This window comes from Exiguobacterium sp. s43 (assembly GCF_018617255.1).
Lineage (GTDB): Bacteria > Bacillota > Bacilli > Exiguobacteriales > Exiguobacteriaceae > Exiguobacterium > Exiguobacterium profundum.
Genome location: NZ_JACSJT010000002.1, coordinates 276,660 through 297,398, shown reverse-complemented (window position 1 = coordinate 297,398; position 20,739 = coordinate 276,660). Strand labels below are relative to the sequence as shown.

Here is a 20,739-nt window from a genome sequence, read left to right as displayed (position 1 = left end):
TGCGTGACTTTACAGTATAGTGTGTTAGCGAGCGGGTCGACCGGAAACGCCCTCTATATCGAGACGGAACGGACGAAGCTGCTCGTCGATGCCGGATTGACCGGAAAAGCGATGCAACAGCGCATCGAAGCCATCGGTCGGTCATTTGACGGAATCGACGCACTGCTCGTCACCCATGAGCACTCCGACCATATTAAAGGTGTCGGGATATTAGCACGTAAGTATAATTTACCGATTTATGCGAATGCGAAGACATGGGCGGCGATGGAATCACTGATTGGAAAGATTGATCCTGCCTTGAAGTTTCAAATCGAAGTCGGAGATGTGAAACAGTTCGGGGATATTGAAATCGAGACGTTCAACGTGAGCCATGATGCGGCAGACCCGATGTTTTATCAGTTTGCCCATGACGGGAAACGATTAGCCCATATCACCGACACGGGTTATGTCTCGGACCGGATGAAAGGGATCATCCGTGGAGCGGACGACTTCATCTTTGAGTCGAACCATGACGTCTCGATGTTGCAGATGGGGCGTTATCCATGGAGTGTCAAACGACGAATCCTCGGCGACTATGGCCACGTCTCGAACGAGGATGCAGCCATCGCGATGAGTGAGGTCATCGGTGACCGCACGAAACGGATCTATTTGGCCCATTTAAGTAAAGACAACAACATGAAAGAGCTCGCACAGATGAGCGTCTCACAAACACTCGGCATGCGAGACGTCGACTTAGGTCGAATCAAATTGTGCGACACGGACCCGACAATCCCCACTTCACTCGTTTCTTTATAAGGAAACTTGGGAAAAGACAGTTATCACACTGTCTTGAAGGGGGGACGCGTCGTGAACGAAGAGAGACACCATGAGTATGAACCTCAAGACGTCGAACCTGAAGTACACGAAGCAACAGAAGAGAAATCGACGTATCCGTCTCGGAGCGAATGGCGACCGAAGCAAGAGGAGCACGTACGCCATAAGCCGAGACCAAATATAAAACCGTTGTTACTCGGAGGGGTTGGCGGATTCTTAGGAGCGGCTTTGTTTTTTGTCATCGTGATGCTCTGGGATTCGCCGACCTCTCGTTTTGTGACGAATGAACTGACGCGAACCGAACAGGCCGTCACCGTCACCGAATCGGACGTCACGACCGCTGTCCTTGGGGCGAAGACGTCCGTCGTCAGCATCACCAATATCCAGCGTGCGTTCACCTCGGACTCGCAATGGGAGGCGGGTGCCGGATCCGGTGTCATCTATAAAGTAGAAGGAAACACGGCCTATATCGTCACGAACTTCCATGTCATCGAAGAAGCGGACGAGGTCAACATCGCCTTTTCCGATGGTCAAATCGCATCGGCAACCATTTTAGGCGAAGACCCGCTCAACGACTTGGCTGTCGCTGAGGTCGAGTTACCAAAAAACATCGATGTGGAGCCGATTGTTCTCGGTGACTCCACCGTTCTCCAAGCTGGCGAGACCGTCATGGCCATCGGAAATCCGCTTGGTGTCTTCTCAAACTCGGTTACGCGTGGTATCGTCAGTGGTGTCGAGCGGACGGTGCCGGTCGATACGAACAGCGACGGCTTGATGGATTATAACGCGGAAGTCATTCAGACGGATGCGGCCATCAACCCGGGGAATTCGGGTGGTGCGCTCATCAACATTCGTGGAGAGCTCGTCGGAATCAATTCGATGAAAATCGCCGAGGCGAGCGTAGAAGGGGTTGGATTCTCCATTCCCGTCAACGTGGCGCTACCGGTCATTGACATGTTAGAACGCGACGGCAAGGTGACGCGGGCACAGCTCGGTGTCACGATTCAGGAAGTCATCGCTGTACCCGGAAACATCCGAGAAGAGTATGGAATCTCCTTCGACCAGGAAGACGGTGTCTTCGTCGAAGAAGTGACACCGGGTAGTCCGGCTGAAGAAGCGGGACTGCGTGTTGGAGATGTCATCACGAAAATCGGAGACCGGGAGATCAAACGATACGTCGATTTACGCGATGCGCTCTATCGTGATGCGACGGTCGGTGATACGATTACCATTGAGTATTTACGTCGCGGGGAAGCAAGAAAAACCGAGGCGACATTAACTGAAGCAACATAAAGAAGCGGCGACGCTTCTTTTTTAAGGAGGAAAAACTGTGGAAAAAAAAGTATGCAAGGAACATGTTGAAATCGCTTTAGACATCATTGTGGATGAAACAGGTGAATACCCGTTGCTAGAGGAATTATCCACAAGTGAACACGTGACATGTGAGTTCTGTGAAGCCGATGCAACATATATTGTGTCAAGCAAAAACTAATTATCAACATGTGGATTTGTGGATAACTCTGTGGATAACCCTATGGATAACTCCAAAAAAACTGTGGAAAAAGGAAGAATTGGATGAATATTTCAATTATCACGGTCGGCAAACTGAAAGAAAAATATTTAAAGCAAGGAATTGCCGAGTATACAAAGCGGCTGTCTGCCTACGCAAAAGTGCAGGAAATCGAGGTCTCAGACGAAAAAGCACCCGAGCATTTGAGTGAGGCAGATATGTTACTAGTAAAACAAAAGGAAGGCGAGCGGATTTTGGCGAAGATATCTCCAGATACGCACGTCATCGCCTTGGCGATTCAAGGAAAGCAGCGGACGAGTGAAGAGTTCGCCCGTGAACTCGATCAACTCGCGACGTATGGAAAGAGTAAAATCGCCTTCGTCATCGGGGGATCGCTCGGTCTGTCGGACGATGTGATGAAGCGAGCGGACGATACAATCTCGTTCTCGAAGATGACGTTCCCTCACCAACTCATGAAGCTCGTATTGTGTGAACAGATATATCGGGCATATCGGATTAATCGGAATGAGCCGTATCACAAATAAACGTTATTTCTGAGGTATAGATATTAACGAACTCTCTTCTCATTGTTATTTACGTGAAGCAAATGAATTTGACAAAAGTGAAGAACGTGACTATTCATGAAAATCATCTAAGTTGGACCTCAAATTTATGTTGCTACTGGCTTTTAATACAAAATTTGAGGTCATGGATGATATATGAATCACAAAAGTTTGGTTGTGCACTGTAGATTACACTGAAATACGCTTCGCTACTCTATCTAAAAATCTTTTTCTTCGATGATCTTTCCCACTACTCGTAAACGGACTATTCAACCATTTCACATTTTTAAGTCCAATCCCTTTGAATGTTCTACGAATAAGAGTTCCTTCAATGGGATTCCCGGCCAAAAATTTTAAATACCACGTTGGCACTTCCGAAGTAGAAATGACGGTAGTTTTTTTAATATGAGTAAGTAATCCTTTCAATCCAGTAGATTCCTCTACATAGGCAAAATTTTTTAACATGACCTTGTCAAGAAACCCTTTCAAAATAGCAGGAACATCAAACCACCAAACAGGGAAGATAAAAACTAATTCATCACTGTCGCTTAGCATCTCCTGATATTGATTCACTAAGGGATCTCGGGATTGACCTTGCGAATAAAGAGATAAGTCAGATTCACTTAAGACAGGATTAAATTGATCCTTATTTAAATCAATGATTTGGTAATCTTTTTTCCGACGGACTAACTGTTCAATTGTTGTATCCATAATAGATTTATTGAAACTACCATGCCATGGATGAGCAAGAATGATTGTTGTTTTCATAGGTAACCCTCCTACTATTTTTAGAATTTAAATAACCTTTAATTTGAGCATATGCTTTTATTTGAACAATTGCTCAAATAATATATCTGCAATATAATGTTAGTGTAGACGCTAGGTCAATAAGTAGAGAGGTATTTATACAAATCTCTCATTTTGTACAAATTAAGGAGTACTTATGCTAAAGCAACAACCTATAAATATGAATTCTAAGAGATCAATCAATCTTTTAGTGAATACTATGTTGGAATTAATGCATCGAACGAATTTTACGAATATCACCATATCAGAACTTACTAAAACTGCGGGATTGGCGCGAAATACATTTTATGCTCACTTTGATACGAAAGAAGATGTACTAACCTATCATATGTATCATATATTTCGACAGAGGATTCAACTTGCCTCAACAGAAGCGAAACAGGAGCAACTTGATTTCGATACGTTGTATTTTGAAATATGGAGTGACAACATCGAGTTTTTAAATCTCTTAAAAGAAAATGATTTACTTCCGATTTTGAATCGCTTTGAGGAACATTTCGATTTACTTTGTACAGATTTTCAAATTTATGAGAATTGCAATGTATCTGAAAAAGCAGAAGTATATGCGAATGCGGTATACGCGGATTCATTAGCAAGTATTGTGAAAAGGTGGATGAAGACCGGCATGAAAGAAACTCCACAAGAGTTAAGTAATATTTTTAAAGAGTTTATACGATGAACATTGTTTACGAAATTTGCTCGGACTCTAAGCGTGATTACGGAACTAAAAAAGCATTTGGCGACGAATAATACTAAATGGTGAGTAGGTGGGTCTCAAACCATCTACTTTTTTATTTGAAAAACTAATTTAATTGAATAAAAATTAAATTTATGGAATTAAATTAGGTATAATATGTATATGAAGGGTTCATTACATAATTTTAGAAGGTACTTGAATACATGAAAAGGAGATTGATTATGAAAAGAATGATTGGGAGAGTCTCATTCGTTTTACTCACACTCGTCTTGATTGGTGTCATTGCGATTGTAGTGATCAAGCCAGGTGTATTTTCAACTAATCAACAGGCTGATGTATCGCTCGTCAAAGATCGACTCGTCGAATTGACGGAGTTGACAACGTTAAAATATGAATACAGCAACGTCATTGTCAGTCGAAACACGAGATCCGTATCGTTGATCGGATTAAAAGATGTCAAACTAGCGGAAGCAATCAAGCTGATTGAATACTCAGGATACCTCAAGGCGGGTACGGACCTCTCTAACATGGAGGTCTCTTACAATGACACGACTGAGCAGTTGAACGTCACTGTACCTCACTCAACCATTTTAGACAACGTAGCGAATACAGATGATGCTGTAGTGACAGATGTAAAAGGGACACTTTTTTCTGACTACCCCTCGCAATTGATTTTTGATGAAATCAATAAAGAGAAGGCAAAAATGGAAAAGACTAAGATTGATCAAGGTTTGCTGACAGAGGCAGACGAGCGCATTGAAGCGTTCTTGACAGAGTTTTTAAAGAATAGCGGTTATGAAACGGTGGCAATCGAGTTCAAATAATCGTTTACAAATTTTTTATACCACAAGGAGACTACGATGAACGCTACGACTCACCTCCTAACAAATCGACTAGATCCAAACTTTCTAAACACCTTCGAACGTTTTCAGGAAACGCATCGCATCTATGCCGTGGATTCAAATGGTGAGCTTTATCAAAAAGACGAGTACTATATTGATGAATGGGACGATGCGAAAAAGAAACAGGTCATCGAGATTCTCAACTACTACATCGATCGTGGCGGAGTTGTTGTTGCAATCCGAAATGGTGAAACGTTACTCGGCTTTGCCGGACTGAACGGACAACCGCTCGGAACGGAAGGCCAGTATTTGAATTTGGGTTTCATTCATGTGAGTCGTCCTTGCCGAGGTCAGGGAATCGGGATGCGATTATTTGAACGTGTCTGTCAGGCAGCAATCGAACGGAGTGCGAAAAAACTATACATCGGGGCGAATCCGGCCGTTGATACGTATCATTTCTACAAATCGATGGGATGTACGTTAGCCGAAGAAATCGTGCCAGAAGTCTACGAGGCAGAACCACTCGACTTACAACTCGAATATGTTTTATCATCTCCTGAGACTGCATCATAACGATGTGGTCTTTTTCATGCATAAAATCGCTCAACTCCAAGCTTTTCCTCCTACGAAGAATTGAGGATTTCGAAAAATTGTGATAGAATCACAAGGCAAATGATTATCATTATCAGTCGATAATATTAGATAGAATCGAATAAGGTTGAGTGAATGTGAAAGGATGAATACAATGAGCACGCTTGAAGCATATAATATGGCATTTCGAAATGGATTGGAACTAGAGGACGATGTGGTCCTTGAAGAGATGAAGCTCGGGGAATCAACGGAGTGGGATTCGATTGGACATATGACCCTCATCGCTGAAATCGAGGATGCGTTTGACGTGTATATCGACTCGGATGAAATGACAGAGTTCCATTCGTATCAGTCTGGTATCGCGTTGTTGCAACGTCTCGGTGTGGACATCCAGTCATGACGCTTTTTCAAACACTCGAGCAGTACACGAATCGTGAGGCGGTCTATGCGGACCGCTCTTATTCATATAAAGAGATGATGGAAGTCGGGGACTCGATTTGTCAGGAAGTCGGCGAACGGTCGCTCGTCTTCTGTTTATGTGCTAACCGAGTCGAGTCGCTCTTCGCATATATCGGCTTTCTCCGTGGACGAGTCGTCCCGGTCTTGCTCGATGCAGATATTCCAGTAGAACAATTACAGAAGTTGATGGAACGGTATCAACCGACTCACGTCTGGGCTCCGGAGACGAGGGAGGATTTGGCTGAGTCGCTAGATTCTTTCTATGCTTATGGCGGCTACGCCCTATTTGAAAACGAAACATCGGTTCGCCACCAACTTCATGAGGAGCTTGCCCTTCTGTTGACAACTTCCGGTAGTACAGGGAGTCCGAAACTTGTTCGCCTCACATACAAAAATCTGATGGCGAACGCTTCATCCATCATCGACTATCTCGACATCGATCAAACGGATAAACCAATCACGACACTTCCGATGAACTATTCGTATGGACTCTCCATCATCAACAGTCATCTGTTAAAAGGAGCGACCCTCATCCTGACAGACCGCTCAATCGTTCAAAAGGAGTTTTGGGAGCTATGTCGTGCCGAGAAGGCAACCACGTTTGGTGGGGTCCCGTTTCATTATGAGATGTTGAAACGATTGAAGTTTGAGACGTACGACCTCCCAAGCCTGAAGAAGTTGACGCAAGCCGGTGGCAAGTTAGATCCGAAGCTTGCGCAGCACTTCTCAACGGTATGTGAAGAAAAAGGAATTCAATTTTTCATCATGTACGGTCAGACGGAGGCGACGGCCCGGATGTCGTATTTACCGGATCGGATGCATGCGAAAAAAGCCGGTAGCATCGGAATTGCCATCCCTGGTGGAACGCTCTCGTTACGAGATGAAGCCGGGAACGACATCAAAGATGCGAATGTGACGGGCGAACTGGTGTATCAAGGCGACAACGTGTCGTTTGGGTATGCGACCTCGTTAGCGGACCTTTCAAAAGGTGATGACAATCACGGTGTTTTACGAACAGGTGACATGGCGTATCGTGACGAGGATGGATACTTCTTTATCGTCGGCCGAATCAAGCGCATGATCAAACTGTATGGCAGTCGAATCAGCCTAGACGAAGTCGAGGCGCTCCTTCGAGAGCATGGACATGACTCCGTCTGTGCCGGGGAAGACGACCAGTTATACGTGTATACGTTACAAGATGACGTTGCACGCATTCAAAAAATCATCAAAGAACAAATCAAGGTGAAAGGTGTTCGGGTGATGCAGATTGACGAGATTCCGCGTAATGCGTTCGGGAAGATTCGTTATGCCGCATTGCCGAAGCGAGAACTTGTGACCACCTGATTGTCAGGAATCGGTATATCATCAAGTTTCATAACATCAGGTGGTAAATATGACTTTTATTTCGATTGAATTTCTCTTATTTTTAACACTCATCGTTGGAACGTACTATATGGTTCCACATCGATATCGTTGGGTGCTCCTTTTGTTGGCGAGCTATGTCTTTTACGCCACGTTGAGCGTTCAATTCATCCCGCTCCTGCTGATCAGTACCGCTTTCACCTATGTGATTGGAATTCTGATTGAGAAACAGGAGAAGAAGGAGCAGAAAAAACGGCTCATGTGGGTCGGTGTCTCGGTGCTCGTCTTCTTCCTCGGCTGGTTCAAATATTTTAATTTCGTCAATGATTCGCTCCGTTCATTTGCTACATGGAGCGGATTTGATTATGATGTCCCGTATAGAGAAATCGTCTTACCGTTGGCGATTTCCTTTTATACGTTCCAGGCCATCAGTTACGTCGTGGACGTCTCGCGCGGGAAGCAGAAGGCGGAGCGTCATTATGGCTATTTCTCGGTTTATTTCGCCTTCTTCCCACAACTTGTGGCAGGTCCGATTGAGCGGGCGAAAAAACTGTTGCCGCAGTTGAAGACGGAGCAACATCTTGACTATGACAACATCAGCTACGGCATCCAGCGCATCATTTGGGGATTCTTCAAGAAGACATTGATTGCCGATCGGTTGGCCCCGATTGTCGCGAGTGTGTTCAATAGCCCGGACCCGACCGGTTCGGAGATTGTGCTCGCGACGATGTTGTTCTCGATTCAACTGTTCGCGGACTTCTCGGCATGCAGTGACATCGCGATCGGCTGTGCACGCTTACTCGGGATTCGCTTATCGGAAAACTTCAAGCAACCGCACTTCGCCGTATCGATTGCCGACTTCTGGAACCGCTGGCATATCACGCTTTCGATGTGGCTACGGGATTATATCTTCATGCCACTCGCGAAAGGAAAGAAGAAACGCGAACAAATTTATGGTGCCATCCTTGCGACATTTTTAGTAAGTGGAATTTGGCACGGAGCCGCATGGAACTTCGTCTTATGGGGACTCATTCATGGAATCTATCGCGTCTTCGGAGATCATACGAAACAACAACGTGAAAAAATGGCGTCATGGGTCGGATTTGACCGTGTGCCGACACTGCATCGGTGGTGGAAAATCGCCATCACGTTCCAGCTCGTCTGTTTCTCACGTGTCTTCTTCCAGTCGCACTCCATGGCGGAGGCGTTCTCGCATGCCAAACTGTACGTGACGCCTTCTTCATGGGCACCGTCAGGCATGTTGCAGGCGATTCAAATCTTCTCATTGCTCGATTTGATCATCTTCCTCGTCGTCTTTGTCGTCGTTCATCTGTTCCAACATATCGAGCGGACGAGAGGTTCGGCTTGGGATTGGATGGCACGTCAGTCTGCCGTGACGAGTGTGGCCATCAACTTGTTCTTGATTATCTCAGCGTTCTTATTTGGCGTGTCGAGCCAAGGATTTGTATACGGTGGGTTCTAAGATGGATGGAAAGGAATTAGCATGAAGCGTTTAGGAATCAAAATAGGTGTCGTATTACTCGTCATCATCGCAATCTTCATTCCCGTCAACGAGTTCGTGAAAGAGTCGTGGGAATATAATAATAACCGAGCTGTCCTTGCCTTCAAGGAAGACCCTCACCCGGTCGACATCATCAATTTGGGGACGTCCCATGCGATGTACGGGTATTCATTCAAGTCGCTTGGATTATCGCATCTGGATTTGGCGTTACCGAGTCAGCCAATCGAATATGACTTGAAGATGTTAAAAGAATACGATGAACATCTGAAGCCAGGTGGGGTCGTGATTGTGTCGTTATCACAAATCACCTTCAGCAATTCGAACGTCGGTCGGAAAGAAAACTACTATCGCGTCTTGGAACGGGAAGACTTGGAGTCGGTCAGTTGGTTCAACTACTATACACACGAACGCTTCCCTGCATTGAACAGTGGGAGCGCGTACGCCGCCATTTCCCGGGAAATCCGAGATTTTCGCTTCGATGCGCATAAGCCATGGGAGAATGGGGGGCTGAACTATTCCGAGCGTAAGTATGAGGAAGTCGCCGCCCAATATGAGAATGCCGTGAACAATCACGAGATTGAAGAGAATATGGCATATTTACAAGACATCATCGATTATTGCAAGAAGCAAGGCTATCGCGTCGTCTTAGCGATAGAGCCGGTCCATTCATCGTATCATGCGTATTTTGACGAAGCGATCATGGAACGTCTCGTGTTTCAGCACCTAGAGAAGCTGGATTTAGATGTTCCTTTCCTCAATTACATGGGGGATGAACGGTTCATTCACAAACAATCCTTCTTCCATAACCCGGACCATTTGAATGGGGACGGGCGAACGTTATTGTCTACGCTTGTTTATGAAGATTTGAAGCGGTTGGGGTATATTCAAGATGAAGATGATAATATGGAACGGGAGTGATTCCAATCGAAACAATCTATTTAGCGGGCGGATGTCTATGGGGCGTTCAAAAATTTGTGAGGACATTACCTGGCGTCCTTTCAACTGAAGCGGGACGTGCGAACGGAACGACGGACACGTTGGACGGGGAATATGACGGATACGCGGAGTGCGTCAAAACGACGTTCGATCCGGACGTGGTGACGGTCAATGATTTGATGGGCTATTTATTTGAAATCATCGACCCATACAGCATCAACCAACAAGGAATCGATGTCGGAGAGAAGTATCGAACGGGTGTCTACAGTGAGGAGTCACAACATGTGATGGAGGCGCAGGCATTCATTGATCGACGCTCGGATGCGAAGCGGATTGCTGTTGAAGTCAAGCCGCTCACAAACTATGTGCGAAGTGCGGACGAGCATCAGGACCGCCTGACGCGTTGTCCGGATGATTATTGCCATATTCCGAAAGACTTATTAACAAAATATCAGAACGTGTCATCATCAAAGCGTCTCTTCTGAGATGCTTTTTTTCATTTTTTCCCAAATGAGTAAAGCTAAATGGACGCGTTTCATGTCTAATGAGTGTAAGGGAAAAAACGAAAAGGGGGGACGTTCGATGAAACGTCTCATTCAGAAAGCGCAACGAGGTAATGATCAGGCTTTCTTAAAGATCTTTCAGCATTACGAGGCCGACCTATATCGGATGGCCTACGTGTACGTCAAAAATCCGGACGATGCGCTCGACGTTGTGCAAGAAGTCGCTTATCAAGCATTTAAAAAGATCAGAACGTTACGGGAACCACAATTTTTGAAGACGTGGTTGATGAAGATCACCATCAACTGTGCGCTCGATGTCATGAAGAAGAGACAAAATGTGATTCAATTGAAGAAGGAGTTTGAAGAGTCAATCGGAATTGCGGAAACGGATTACGCGATAACGATGACACTCGCTGATATGATGGATTCTCTTCATGAGGATGAACGCAGTGTGGTCGTGCTGAAATATTATCAGGACTACACGTTTCAACAAATCTCAGATTTATTAGAATGGCCGATTGGTACGGTGAAGACAACCTTGTATCGGGCCGTCGATAAATTGAGACGAGAATGGAAGGAGGCTGATTGCTATGGATCGTGAGATGAAGCGAGTGTTGGCAGACATCGAAATTCCGGGTGAGCTACGGGAGCGGGGGCGCCAAGGTGTGAAGCGAGCGAAACAAGAAATGCGCCGGGAACCAGGATTTATCCGTCGGCGGTTGATGACGGTCGGAATCGCAGCGGCACTACTCATCCCGACTGGTGCATTCGCTTATCAATCCCTCTTGGCGGATGAGTTATACGGTTCGTTTGACGAGATGAAAGTACATATCGTCAGTGCTACTTTAGAGAAATACTTGTTATTGGACGCCAAATTGAATCAAGCGAAAGGAGTATTGGGTGAGGCAGAATATAATGAGTTCGAGCGAGGTCTGAGCATCTTCACGGATACGCGAATCGCTTATGGAAATACGAACGGAAATGTCGATTATGAAGCGATTCCGAAGGCGGAACGAGCGGAAGTGAAGCAGGCACTTGCTGATCTTCAGCCATACTTCGATCAATTGAACGATCAGCCTGCTGCACGTGATGTGTTGACTGCTGACGAATATGACGCATATATCGAAGCGCTTATGCGAGAAGAATCGATTCGAGTACGTGCTGGGGAGTATGTCGAAGACATGCCGGATGAGTTGCGACAGTCTTATGAAGAGGCACTCGCGATTATTCGAGAGGTCAATCGGAAGCAACAACAAAACTAGTCATGGTTCATAAGGATGGGAAAATATGTTATCTTCATCATGTTCTCATTCAGAAAATGAAAAAGAGGTACAAACATGTTCACATTCGGAATCATTGGTGGTGCAAGTCTTCTTTTAGTGGCGTTCGTCTTCGGCGTGACATATCTTGTCATCCGATCCATTGTAAAAATGATGAAAAAGTAAAAGAAGGAGTCGGTCACTCAAATCGAGTGATGGACTCCTTCTTTTTACGTCCGTTCGAGAACATTCACGAGCATCTGATGGATGACAGTATGATCGTTCGGGTCATGAAGCTGATAGGGACTGCCGGGGAGCGTATATACATCTTTCGCTCCGACGTACGTGATGTGGAGTGTCAAGGAACCATCTTCCTGACACGCCGTCGTCAGTTCCAACTCACCACTGATGACACCGACTTCTTCCGTCATGACACCGTGGGTTGCCTTAAAGATCGAAGTGATTTCGTTCATTCGAAGACTCCTTTTCTAACTCAGTAACTGCAAGCATTGATGGCTGTCGTGAGTGCTGACTTCTCTGCTGATTGAAGGCTCAAGCCCCAACGACTCTTCGTTTCGACCCACATCTTCGCATACGCACAGCGAGCGCCGGTGCGAGGGGGTTGCCATGTCGACGGATCTTGGTCTCCTTTTGAGCGGTTCGATGAAGCGGACACCGCAATCAATTGAGGACCGTTCAAGTCGTTCGCAAAGCTTTGACGTTTTGTCGTCGTCCAGCTGCTTGCGCCAGAGCGCCATGCTTCAGCGAGCGGAACGACGTGGTCGATATCAATGTCAGAGGCTGAGGTGAACGTGATTCCGTCATAGTAACTGTACCATGAGCCAGTCGCAACCGGACATTCGTCGACGACCGAGTCAGCGTCTCGTTTCAAGACGATGTGACGCGTGTTACAACCGCTTCCTTGACTCGACCAGTGCGGGAAGAGGTCACGACTATACCCCGTCATCGACCCTTCATTTTTGACAGTGAGGGCATTCAGTTTCGTGAGCGCGTCCGCTTTCGATGGGATGTTCGGTGGGAAAGCAGAGACTGGTGTCGCGTCAAACGATGCGGAAATCCAGACGAGCAAGGCGACAAGTGCGACAGACATGAGTTTTTTTAACATAAAAAGCCTCCTACTATGTATTTGGAATGAACACTTGTCGAGCAAGTGGGCAACCTTTCATCAAACAACTAGTGAGACAAACATCACGCGATAAATTCAACTTGATCATACACAGGACGATTTTGAAAAAGTGTGAAAATCTGCAAAATGATTAGAAAGACTGTCACAAATCCTTCTCCAGTATCAGCAAGGGACATGGTGTTATTTCTTTGGAACTAGTGAGCGATCAGGACTGGTATAATGGATGACATGGATGGAGAGAAAAGAAGAGGTGGATGGAATGAACAAGAAAGAGATTGCGGCGATTCGCCGACAGTTTAAAGTAAATGCGACAAAGCTAAAGATTGCTGACTTATATACGATTTACATCCGACAGGAAACGAATGAGATTTATTACGAAGAGTTGCGCCCATTCCCGTTCTTAGAAGAAGAGCAGCAGGAGCTGTTTTTGACGAACTTCAAAAAAGTGCTCGGTGGAAAACTTGATGAAAAACTGTTCGAAGTGAAGTTCCAATATCCCGAGGAAGGTCAAGTCGACCATACGCAAGGGTTGCTGTATGAAGGACTTCGTACGGAAGAGACCGACGTCTGGACGGACTATATGCAACGCATCGCGTTGAAGATGGTGAAAGACACGCCGTTTGAGAAGGATATGGTCGTGACGTTCATCCGGGGGAATTACAATAAGCCGACGAACCGGTACTCGGAAGAGTCTGAGATTCACGCGAACGATGAGGTGTATACGACGAAGTTCATCCTCGGCAGTATCAGCCCGACAGAGCTTCCGAAAAAATCACTCGTCTTTGACTTCGTCGAGCGGGAATTCAAAGCCAGCTTGATTGTGAATCCAATCATCAAACTCGAGGCGCCAATCGGCGGATTCTTGTTCCCGTGCTTCACGGATAACGCGGCCGATGTGAACCATGTCCTCTATTCGGCACACAAAGCGCATCAACCGGATATGACGTTCATTGAGAACGTGTTGAACGGTTCGGAGATTGTCACGGCAGTGGAAGAGAAGGCGGTCTTCGAAGAAGTGGTCAAAGCGGTCATCGGCGAAGAAGTCAATTCCCGGACTCTCGCGACCGTTTATGATGAAATCAATCAAATCATTGTCGCCGAAGAAGAGAACGAACAGGAAGAAGAGAGAGTAGCGATGCTCGACTCCCGTGCCGTCGAGGTCGTCTTACGGGCGAGTGGTGTGGAAGATGTGACGACGGAGAAAGTCGAGCAGGCGTTCAAGCAAGTCGTCGACGATACGAAATATGAGATGAAAGCGACGAGTGTCGTTCCGAAGTATACGTCAAAGTCGATTAAAATCAATACGAAAGTGGCCAATATTTCCGTCAGTCCACAAGACTTGAAATACGTGAAGCAAGTGAACTATAAAGGAAAACCGTGCTTGTTGATTGAAGTGGAAGAGGAGACGGAGATTGAAGGGTTCAAGCTCATCTCGGAAGAGTCGCTAGACTAATCGAGCATGTTGCAGTGTTCATAAGTGAACGTTCAAGCTAAGAGTCCAAGATGTAAACCTTGGGCTCTTTTTTGACAATCAAGTGAGGAAGGTTGAATTCAAACTTTGATACAGGTATGATGCAGGTGAAAACGTTTTCTAAAAGCTATATTTTTTTAGTGTTTATCGAAAGCGCTTTCGGAATTTATGAAACAACAAAAAACCTCAAAGACGAATATCATCTTTGAGGCTAGAGTTGTATTATTTACGCGCTTTGCTTACTTTTAATTTCTTCCCTTTGACCGGCGTCGTCTCCATCGCTTGAAGGACAATTGAACCTTTTCCGTTCAAAATATCGACGTATGTCATCTGATCATTGATTGTGATGATTCCGATGTCGTCAGCGGATACGCCAGGGATTTTGGCGATTGTTCCGACGAAGTCGACGGCGCGAAGTTTTTTCTTCTTCCCGCCACTGAAGTGAAGCTTCATGATGTCCTGGTTAATACGAGCCGTCTTGTTGTTTCGAACGACACGTCGGCCACTTAACTTCTGCTCAAAGGCATCTTGGTTAGCCGCGACTTCCGCTTCTGTCGGTGCATCGATCATCGGAATCTCGAATTGAACGTATGATTCGATAGCTCCGATGAGACGTTCTTCCTGACGGGTCATGAGCGTGATGGCTGTTCCTTGTTTGCCGGCACGTCCGGTACGACCCGTCCGGTGCACGTAACTTTCCTTTTCGACAGGAACGTCATAGTTGATGACGAGCTCGACGTTATCGACATCGATTCCACGTGCTGCGACGTCTGTCGCCACGAGGTAGCGGAAGTTACCCATCTTGAATCCGTTCATGACGGCGAAACGGTCCTCTTGTTCGAGTCCGCCGTGAAGGCGTTCAGCTGAGTAACCGGCTTTGTCGAGCTCGGCGTACACCGTATCGACGTTCTCTTTCGTACGACAGAAAATCATACAGCTATCCGGGTTCTCGACGACCGTGATGTCTTGAAGGACAGCCAGTTTCTCATTCCGGTGAACCGGGAGGAGACGGTGCTCGATTGTCGAAGCGGTCATGCCGGTCGATTCGATTGCGACACGTGCCGGAGCATTCATATGCTTCTGGCAGAGACGTTCGATATCTTGTGGGAATGTCGCTGAGAAGACCATTGTGACGCGGTCTTTCGGCAACTGTTGAAGAATCTTCTCGACGTCAGCGAGGAAGCCGCGATTGAGCATCTCGTCCGCTTCATCGATGATCAAGTATTCGACGCGGTCGAGTGAGAGGGTCTCACGCTCGATATGGTCCATGACGCGACCTGGCGTACCGACGACGATATGTGTCTTTTGTTTCAACTCTTCACGTTGTTTCGAAAACGGTTCTTTCCCGTAGACGGCAGTCGCTTTGATTCGCTTGAAACGTCCGATGTTCGTCATGTCTTCCCGTACTTGGACAGCGAGTTCGCGTGTCGGTGTCAAGACGAGCACTTGGGGTTTATTTTCGGCCCAGTCGATGAGCTCGATGACCGGAATCCCGAAAGCAGCTGTCTTTCCGCTTCCCGTCTGTGCTTTGACGATTAAGTCTTCGCGCTCGAGCGCACGCGGGATGACCTGCTGTTGTACCTCAGTCGGTGATTCGTATTTCATAATGCCTAGCGCGCGCGTGATCTCGTCGCTCAGGCGATAATCAGTAAATTGCTGTTTGTTCATGGGTAACCTCATTCTTTCGTGAAAACTTCTGCTTCAGAAAATTTCAATGTCTATTTGCAATACAGTCCATTATAGACCGAAAGGCATTAGGAAAGCCAATTTCATATAAAAATAAGTACTGGTGAAAGGGGTCTACATATTGAAACACAGTTATGAAAATCTCATGGATTATTTGAATCAGCATCAGCAACTTACGAGAACAAACCACCTCGAAACCATCATCAAACTCATTCCAGGTTCAGACCGTACCGGTGACCTTGATCCACGCGTCTTTGCGACGTTGACCGCAAATCATTCTTCGCACAATGAACCGGATACAACATTTGACCTGGAGGCGGCACGCGCCAGCATGGGGTGGCCGAACCGGGATCAGACGACGACTGATATCAAAACCGAGTATCTCATGATTCCTAGTGAGGACGGTGACATCCCGGTTCGTCTGTATCGTCCGCATCATACTGAAGCCATCCCAGCCATTCTCTTCTTCCATGGTGGCGGCTTCTTCGGAGGCACGCTCGAGACGGTTGAGAATCCTTGTAAGTTGCTCGCGGAACGAGCGAACGCGGTTGTCCTCTCCGTCGATTATCGTCTCGCCCCGGAGCATCCGTTCCCGGCCGGATTGAATGACTGTTACCGCGCTTTTGAATGGGTATATGCCAACGCGACGGAGTTGAACGTCCTTCGTGATCAAATTGCTGTCGCAGGGGATAGTGCCGGAGGCAACTTGGCGACCGCTTGCTGTCTGATGGAGCAAGAACGAGGGGAAGGACGCATTTGTTATCAAGCGCTCGTCTATCCCGTCGTCAATCTGGGTTCGATTCCGACAGATGATTTTAAATGGGCGCTCGATGCTTATGATATCTCGCATCATCACGACCTAATTCGAGGTGTCGTGCTCGCCCTCGCCGACTCGGATTCGCTCTTAAATGACCTCTATCTTCAAGGGGAGGTGGATGTCACGCATCCGCTCGTCTCACCATTATTCGCAGACGATGTCTCAGGCCTACCACCGACTTTGATTGTGACGGCGGAGTACGATTACTTACGACTCGAAGGGGAGGCGTATGCGCGGAAACTGGCACGAGCGGGTGTCCCGACACGCCTCATTCAATATCGGGGGATGGACCATGCCTTCATGGACAAGTTGGGAGACTATCCACAGGCAGACGATTGTATGAATGTAATCGCAAAAGGACTTAAGGAGCTGACGAAATGAAACAGTATACATTGGATTGGACTCGTTATGAGGAATTGGCACGTCAAGCGGTCGCGGAAGGTGTCGTGTTAGTCAAAAATGAACAGAAGACCCTCCCATTACAGTCAGGGACGAAGCTCGCCGTATTTGGTCGTAGCCAGTTCCATTACTACAAGAGCGGTACGGGCTCAGGCGGGATGGTGAACGTCGGACATGTCACGACGCCGCTCGAGGCATTGCGCGAGCGTCCAGATATTCATATCAATGAATCGCTCTATGCGACGTATGAGGAATGGGTGAAGGAGAATCCGTTCGACCAAGGTGTCGGTTGGGCCGGTGAACCGTGGTCGCAACAGGAGATGGACGTAACGGACGAACTCGTCGAACAGGCGACACAAGAATCAGATGTCGCCCTCATCATGATTGGACGTACGGCAGGAGAAGACCGTGACAACACGGCCGATCCGGGTAGTTACTTATTGACGGATATCGAACATACGATGATCGAGCGCGTCACGAAACGCTTCGACAAGACGGTCGTCGTGTTGAACGTTGGGAACATCATCGACATGAAGTGGGCGAAGGAGCCGAGTGCCATCCTCTATGCATGGCAAGGTGGGATGGAAGGTGGAAAAGGACTCGTCGACGTGCTCGTCGGAGATGTGAGTCCTTCCGGGAAACTGACGGATACGATTGCTCAATCGATTGAAGATTATCCGTCGACGAAGAACTTTGGTCATGCAGATAAAGGCATTTATCAAGAAGACATCTATGTCGGTTATCGCTACTTCGAAACGTTCGCGAAGGAGGATGTCTTATATCCATTCGGATTCGGACTGTCTTACACGACGTTCAAAACGGAGGTAAAGCATACCGCAGAAACTGATGGTGTCCTGACGGTCGAGGTGGAAGTGACGAACGCGGGTGAGTGCGATGGGAAAGAAGTCGTCCAACTCTACGTCGAGAAACCGCAAGGGAAGCTCGGGAATCCGTTCCGGTCATTGGTGGCGTTCGAGAAAACCTTGCTTCTTGAACCGGGCGAGCGCCAAATCCTTTCTTTCAACGTCCACATGACTGACTTTGCGAGCTATGACGACTCTGGCGTGACGGGTTATGAATCGAGCTTCGTTTTAGAGGCAGGAACGTATCGGTTGTACGTCGGAACGGATGTGCGTTCGGCTACACTCGCTCTCGAAGTCGAGCAACAGGAGCAACGTGTCCTCGAGACGTTAAGTGAAAATATGGCGCCCGTCCTCCCATTCGAACGGATGAAACCGATTCAGGGCGAAAAAGGATTTGAAGTAGGCTACGAGTCGACGCCGCTTCGCGCCGTTGACGTGGAGACGCGCTATTTGGAAGAACGTCCTGAGAAGCGACCTTTCACAGATGACCAAGACATCAAATTGAGTGATGTGTATCATGGAAAGGCTTCACTCGACACATTCTTGGATCAATTGACGGATGAAGATTTGGCTGCTATTGTCCGCGGACAAGGGATGAATTCTCCACGCGTCACACCGGGGACGGCAGCGGCGTTTGGTGGCGTATCCGACCGGTTGAACGAGCTTGGGATTCCAGCGGCATGTTGTGCCGATGGTCCATCAGGCATTCGCATGGATATCGGGACGAAAGCGTTCGCGCTTCCGAACGGGACGCTTTTGGCTTCCACGTTTAACGTCGATCTCGTCGAAGACTTGTTTGAGATGACTGGGCTTGAGATGCGAAAAAACCGCGTCGACACGTTGCTCGGACCAGGAATGAACATTCACCGTAACCCATTGAATGGTCGAAACTTCGAGTATTTCTCGGAAGATCCGCATTTGACTGGGAAGATGGCGGTCGCTCAATTGAACGGCATGCATCGTGTCGGGGTGACGGGAACGCTCAAACACTTCAGCGCCAATAACCAAGAAGCGCATCGTCACGATATCGACTCGGTCGTCTCGGAGCGGGCGTTACGCGAGATTTATTTGAAAGGGTTCGAGATGGCGGTGAAAGAAGGACGCGCATCGTCCATCATGACGACATACGGCGCGGTCAACGGGATCTGGACGGCTGGTCTATACGATCAAAATACGCGTATCTTACGTGATGAGTGGGGCTTTGAAGGCATCGTCATGACAGACTGGTGGGCAAAAGTGAACTTCCGTGAGGATGAGTCGGCCAATCGTCAAAATACGGCAGCGATGGTTCGCTCACAAAACGACTTGTACATGGTCGTCGACCGTCCGGACCTCAACTCGTTCGAGGATAACACGATGGCATCACTCGAAGAAGGGAGTGTCACACGGGGCGAGTTGTTGCGGAGCGCGCGTAATATTTGTACGTTCATCTTGAAATCACCGGCGATGGAGCGTCTTCTCGGGATTCATGACGGTTCAGTCGAGGTGCTCGGCTTTGAGGATGAGATGAATCAACAGGATGCATTTGAGTTGGACTATCAACATCTCGAGAACGGGGAACATGTGGATTTGTCAGGAATCGATACTTCGACAGGGAACACACATGTCTTCGCCATCTCGGTCGACCAAACGGGGACGTATGATATCACGTTGACGGCTCGTTCGAACGCCGGAGAGTTGGCACAGATGCCGGTGACGTTGTTTGCGAACAATATCCCGGGTGCGACGTTCACGTTTAATGGGACGGACGGGGAATGGGTGACGCAGACGAAACAGGTCTTTTTCTTGAACCAACATAATTATCTCCAACTCTATTTCGCACTGAGCGGTCTAGAAGTGAAGGACGTGTCCTTCACGCTCGCAGATGAATTCAGTATGAAGAACGGTTGAGCCGCCCTTTTGCCGATTCATTGAATCCGGTATAATCGAAAGAACGATACATCGCAAAGGAGGCGCATACCCGTGGAAAATCGGCTTCGATTTTCTAGGTCTTCACGCACTCATGCAAAGCCATTTGGACGAAAGGCGATCACTTGCATGGGGCGAAACGAATACCTTGATCGCTTGATTTAACGTAACCCGTTTGGCTTTGCTCCCTTATCGGATTGGATTCATTCAATAAGGAGCGAGGTATGATGAAGTACGTCAATGCGCAACACATCCTGCCAGAACGATTGTTGCAAGAGGTGCAACAATACGTACAAGGTGAGACGCTATATGTGCCGACCCCGACCGACACGAAACGGAAATGGGGGACGGTCAACGGTGGGAAACAATTACTTGAGGAACGAAACGAAGCCATACGCGCAGCGTTTCGAAATGGAGAGCGAATCGAAAATCTGGCCAAGTCCTATCATTTGGCGACGCACACGATTCGAAAGATTGTATACCGTTCGAAATGAAGGAGGTACGACTAGTTCGCTAGTCGTGCCTTTTTAGGTCGACTATATTTCTTAATCAAAGTGTACTCAGTAAGGAAGCATTGTTTCCTG

At 47.3% G+C, this 20,739-nt stretch carries 22 protein-coding genes; 18 read left to right on the top strand and 4 right to left on the bottom strand.

Annotated elements, in window-relative coordinates; translation table 11 throughout:
• Positions 1–3: 3 nt before the first annotated feature.
• The 4 genes from KNO79_RS12220 to rlmH all read left to right on the top strand — a co-directional run bounded on the left by KNO79_RS12220 (position 4) and on the right by rlmH (position 2,868).
• Positions 4–795: an MBL fold metallo-hydrolase gene (locus KNO79_RS12220; protein WP_015880241.1), complete on the top strand. Its 792-nt coding sequence runs from the start codon at positions 4–6 to the stop codon at positions 793–795.
• 51 nt (positions 796–846) lie between these two features.
• A complete protein-coding gene (locus KNO79_RS12215) occupies positions 847–2,106 on the top strand; it encodes a S1C family serine protease (RefSeq protein WP_214691419.1) in 1,260 nt (419 codons plus the stop codon).
• A gap of 37 nt (positions 2,107–2,143) precedes the next feature.
• Positions 2,144–2,305 carry a CxxH/CxxC protein gene (locus KNO79_RS12210; protein ID WP_015880243.1) on the top strand — a complete coding sequence of 54 codons (162 nt, stop codon included), beginning with the start codon at positions 2,144–2,146 and terminating at the stop codon, positions 2,303–2,305.
• A gap of 83 nt (positions 2,306–2,388) precedes the next feature.
• Positions 2,389–2,868: a 23S rRNA (pseudouridine(1915)-N(3))-methyltransferase RlmH gene (rlmH, locus tag KNO79_RS12205; protein WP_074034007.1), complete on the top strand. Its 480-nt coding sequence runs from the start codon at positions 2,389–2,391 to the stop codon at positions 2,866–2,868.
• A gap of 207 nt (positions 2,869–3,075) precedes the next feature.
• On the opposite strand, the gene KNO79_RS12200 is transcribed toward rlmH, so the two are convergent.
• Positions 3,076–3,654: an NAD(P)H-dependent oxidoreductase gene (locus tag KNO79_RS12200; protein ID WP_159563200.1), complete on the bottom strand. Its 579-nt coding sequence runs from the start codon at positions 3,652–3,654 to the stop codon at positions 3,076–3,078.
• 175 nt (positions 3,655–3,829) lie between these two features.
• Between KNO79_RS12200 and KNO79_RS12195 the strand changes: the two genes are divergently transcribed.
• The 10 genes from KNO79_RS12195 (at position 3,830) to KNO79_RS12150 (ending at position 11,867) form a co-directional block, all read left to right on the top strand.
• On the top strand, positions 3,830–4,372 hold the full coding sequence (locus KNO79_RS12195) for a TetR/AcrR family transcriptional regulator (RefSeq protein WP_214691418.1): 543 nt from the start codon (positions 3,830–3,832) through the stop codon (positions 4,370–4,372).
• 239 nt (positions 4,373–4,611) lie between these two features.
• Positions 4,612–5,214, top strand: coding sequence for a DUF4230 domain-containing protein (locus tag KNO79_RS12190; RefSeq protein ID WP_214691417.1), 603 nt, complete (start codon positions 4,612–4,614; stop codon positions 5,212–5,214).
• A 36-nt stretch (positions 5,215–5,250) separates the two neighbouring features.
• Positions 5,251–5,805, top strand: a complete 555-nt coding sequence (locus tag KNO79_RS12185) for a GNAT family N-acetyltransferase (RefSeq protein ID WP_214691416.1) — start codon at positions 5,251–5,253, stop codon at positions 5,803–5,805.
• 172 nt (positions 5,806–5,977) lie between these two features.
• Complete coding sequence (locus KNO79_RS12180) at positions 5,978–6,223, top strand: acyl carrier protein (protein ID WP_015880247.1); 246 nt, start codon at positions 5,978–5,980, stop codon at positions 6,221–6,223.
• The gene (locus KNO79_RS12175) at positions 6,220–7,626 is read left to right on the top strand and encodes an AMP-binding protein (RefSeq protein WP_214691415.1); all 1,407 of its coding nucleotides are present in this window, start codon (positions 6,220–6,222) and stop codon (positions 7,624–7,626) included. Before KNO79_RS12180 ends, KNO79_RS12175 begins: the two co-directional genes overlap by 4 nt.
• A gap of 49 nt (positions 7,627–7,675) precedes the next feature.
• On the top strand, positions 7,676–9,127 hold the full coding sequence (locus tag KNO79_RS12170) for an MBOAT family O-acyltransferase (protein WP_214691414.1): 1,452 nt from the start codon (positions 7,676–7,678) through the stop codon (positions 9,125–9,127).
• 21 nt (positions 9,128–9,148) lie between these two features.
• On the top strand, positions 9,149–10,084 hold the full coding sequence (locus KNO79_RS12165) for a hypothetical protein (protein WP_214691413.1): 936 nt from the start codon (positions 9,149–9,151) through the stop codon (positions 10,082–10,084).
• Positions 10,085–10,089: 5 nt separating this feature from the next.
• A complete protein-coding gene (locus tag KNO79_RS12160) occupies positions 10,090–10,587 on the top strand; it encodes a peptide-methionine (S)-S-oxide reductase (protein WP_214691429.1) in 498 nt (165 codons plus the stop codon).
• 97 nt (positions 10,588–10,684) lie between these two features.
• Positions 10,685–11,206, top strand: a complete 522-nt coding sequence (locus tag KNO79_RS12155) for a sigma-70 family RNA polymerase sigma factor (protein ID WP_214691412.1) — start codon at positions 10,685–10,687, stop codon at positions 11,204–11,206.
• Positions 11,196–11,867 (top strand): DUF3600 domain-containing protein, encoded by a 672-nt coding sequence (locus tag KNO79_RS12150; RefSeq protein WP_214691411.1) that lies wholly within the window; start codon positions 11,196–11,198, stop codon positions 11,865–11,867. Before KNO79_RS12155 ends, KNO79_RS12150 begins: the two co-directional genes overlap by 11 nt.
• A gap of 227 nt (positions 11,868–12,094) precedes the next feature.
• Here the strand turns inward: KNO79_RS12150 and KNO79_RS12145 are convergent, their stop codons facing one another.
• Positions 12,095–12,337, bottom strand: coding sequence for a hypothetical protein (locus tag KNO79_RS12145; RefSeq protein ID WP_031424128.1), 243 nt, complete (start codon positions 12,335–12,337; stop codon positions 12,095–12,097).
• Positions 12,338–12,357: 20 nt separating this feature from the next.
• A complete protein-coding gene (locus KNO79_RS12140; RefSeq protein WP_074035207.1) occupies positions 12,358–12,990 on the bottom strand; it encodes an HNH endonuclease family protein in 633 nt (210 codons plus the stop codon).
• 280 nt (positions 12,991–13,270) lie between these two features.
• Between KNO79_RS12140 and KNO79_RS12135 the strand changes: the two genes are divergently transcribed.
• Positions 13,271–14,464 carry a DUF4317 domain-containing protein gene (locus KNO79_RS12135; RefSeq protein ID WP_015880257.1) on the top strand — a complete coding sequence of 398 codons (1,194 nt, stop codon included), beginning with the start codon at positions 13,271–13,273 and terminating at the stop codon, positions 14,462–14,464.
• 240 nt (positions 14,465–14,704) lie between these two features.
• Here the strand turns inward: KNO79_RS12135 and KNO79_RS12130 are convergent, their stop codons facing one another.
• Positions 14,705–16,150, bottom strand: a complete 1,446-nt coding sequence (locus KNO79_RS12130; RefSeq protein WP_214691410.1) for a DEAD/DEAH box helicase — start codon at positions 16,148–16,150, stop codon at positions 14,705–14,707.
• Between the two features lie 139 nt (positions 16,151–16,289).
• Between KNO79_RS12130 and KNO79_RS12125 the strand changes: the two genes are divergently transcribed.
• The 3 genes from KNO79_RS12125 to KNO79_RS12115 all read left to right on the top strand — a co-directional run bounded on the left by KNO79_RS12125 (position 16,290) and on the right by KNO79_RS12115 (position 20,649).
• The gene (locus KNO79_RS12125; protein ID WP_074035204.1) at positions 16,290–17,366 is read left to right on the top strand and encodes an alpha/beta hydrolase; all 1,077 of its coding nucleotides are present in this window, start codon (positions 16,290–16,292) and stop codon (positions 17,364–17,366) included.
• Positions 17,363–20,137 (top strand): glycoside hydrolase family 3 protein, encoded by a 2,775-nt coding sequence (locus KNO79_RS12120; protein ID WP_214691409.1) that lies wholly within the window; start codon positions 17,363–17,365, stop codon positions 20,135–20,137. Before KNO79_RS12125 ends, KNO79_RS12120 begins: the two co-directional genes overlap by 4 nt.
• A gap of 245 nt (positions 20,138–20,382) precedes the next feature.
• Positions 20,383–20,649, top strand: a complete 267-nt coding sequence (locus KNO79_RS12115; protein WP_214691408.1) for a CD3324 family protein — start codon at positions 20,383–20,385, stop codon at positions 20,647–20,649.
• Positions 20,650–20,739 lie beyond the last annotated feature (90 nt).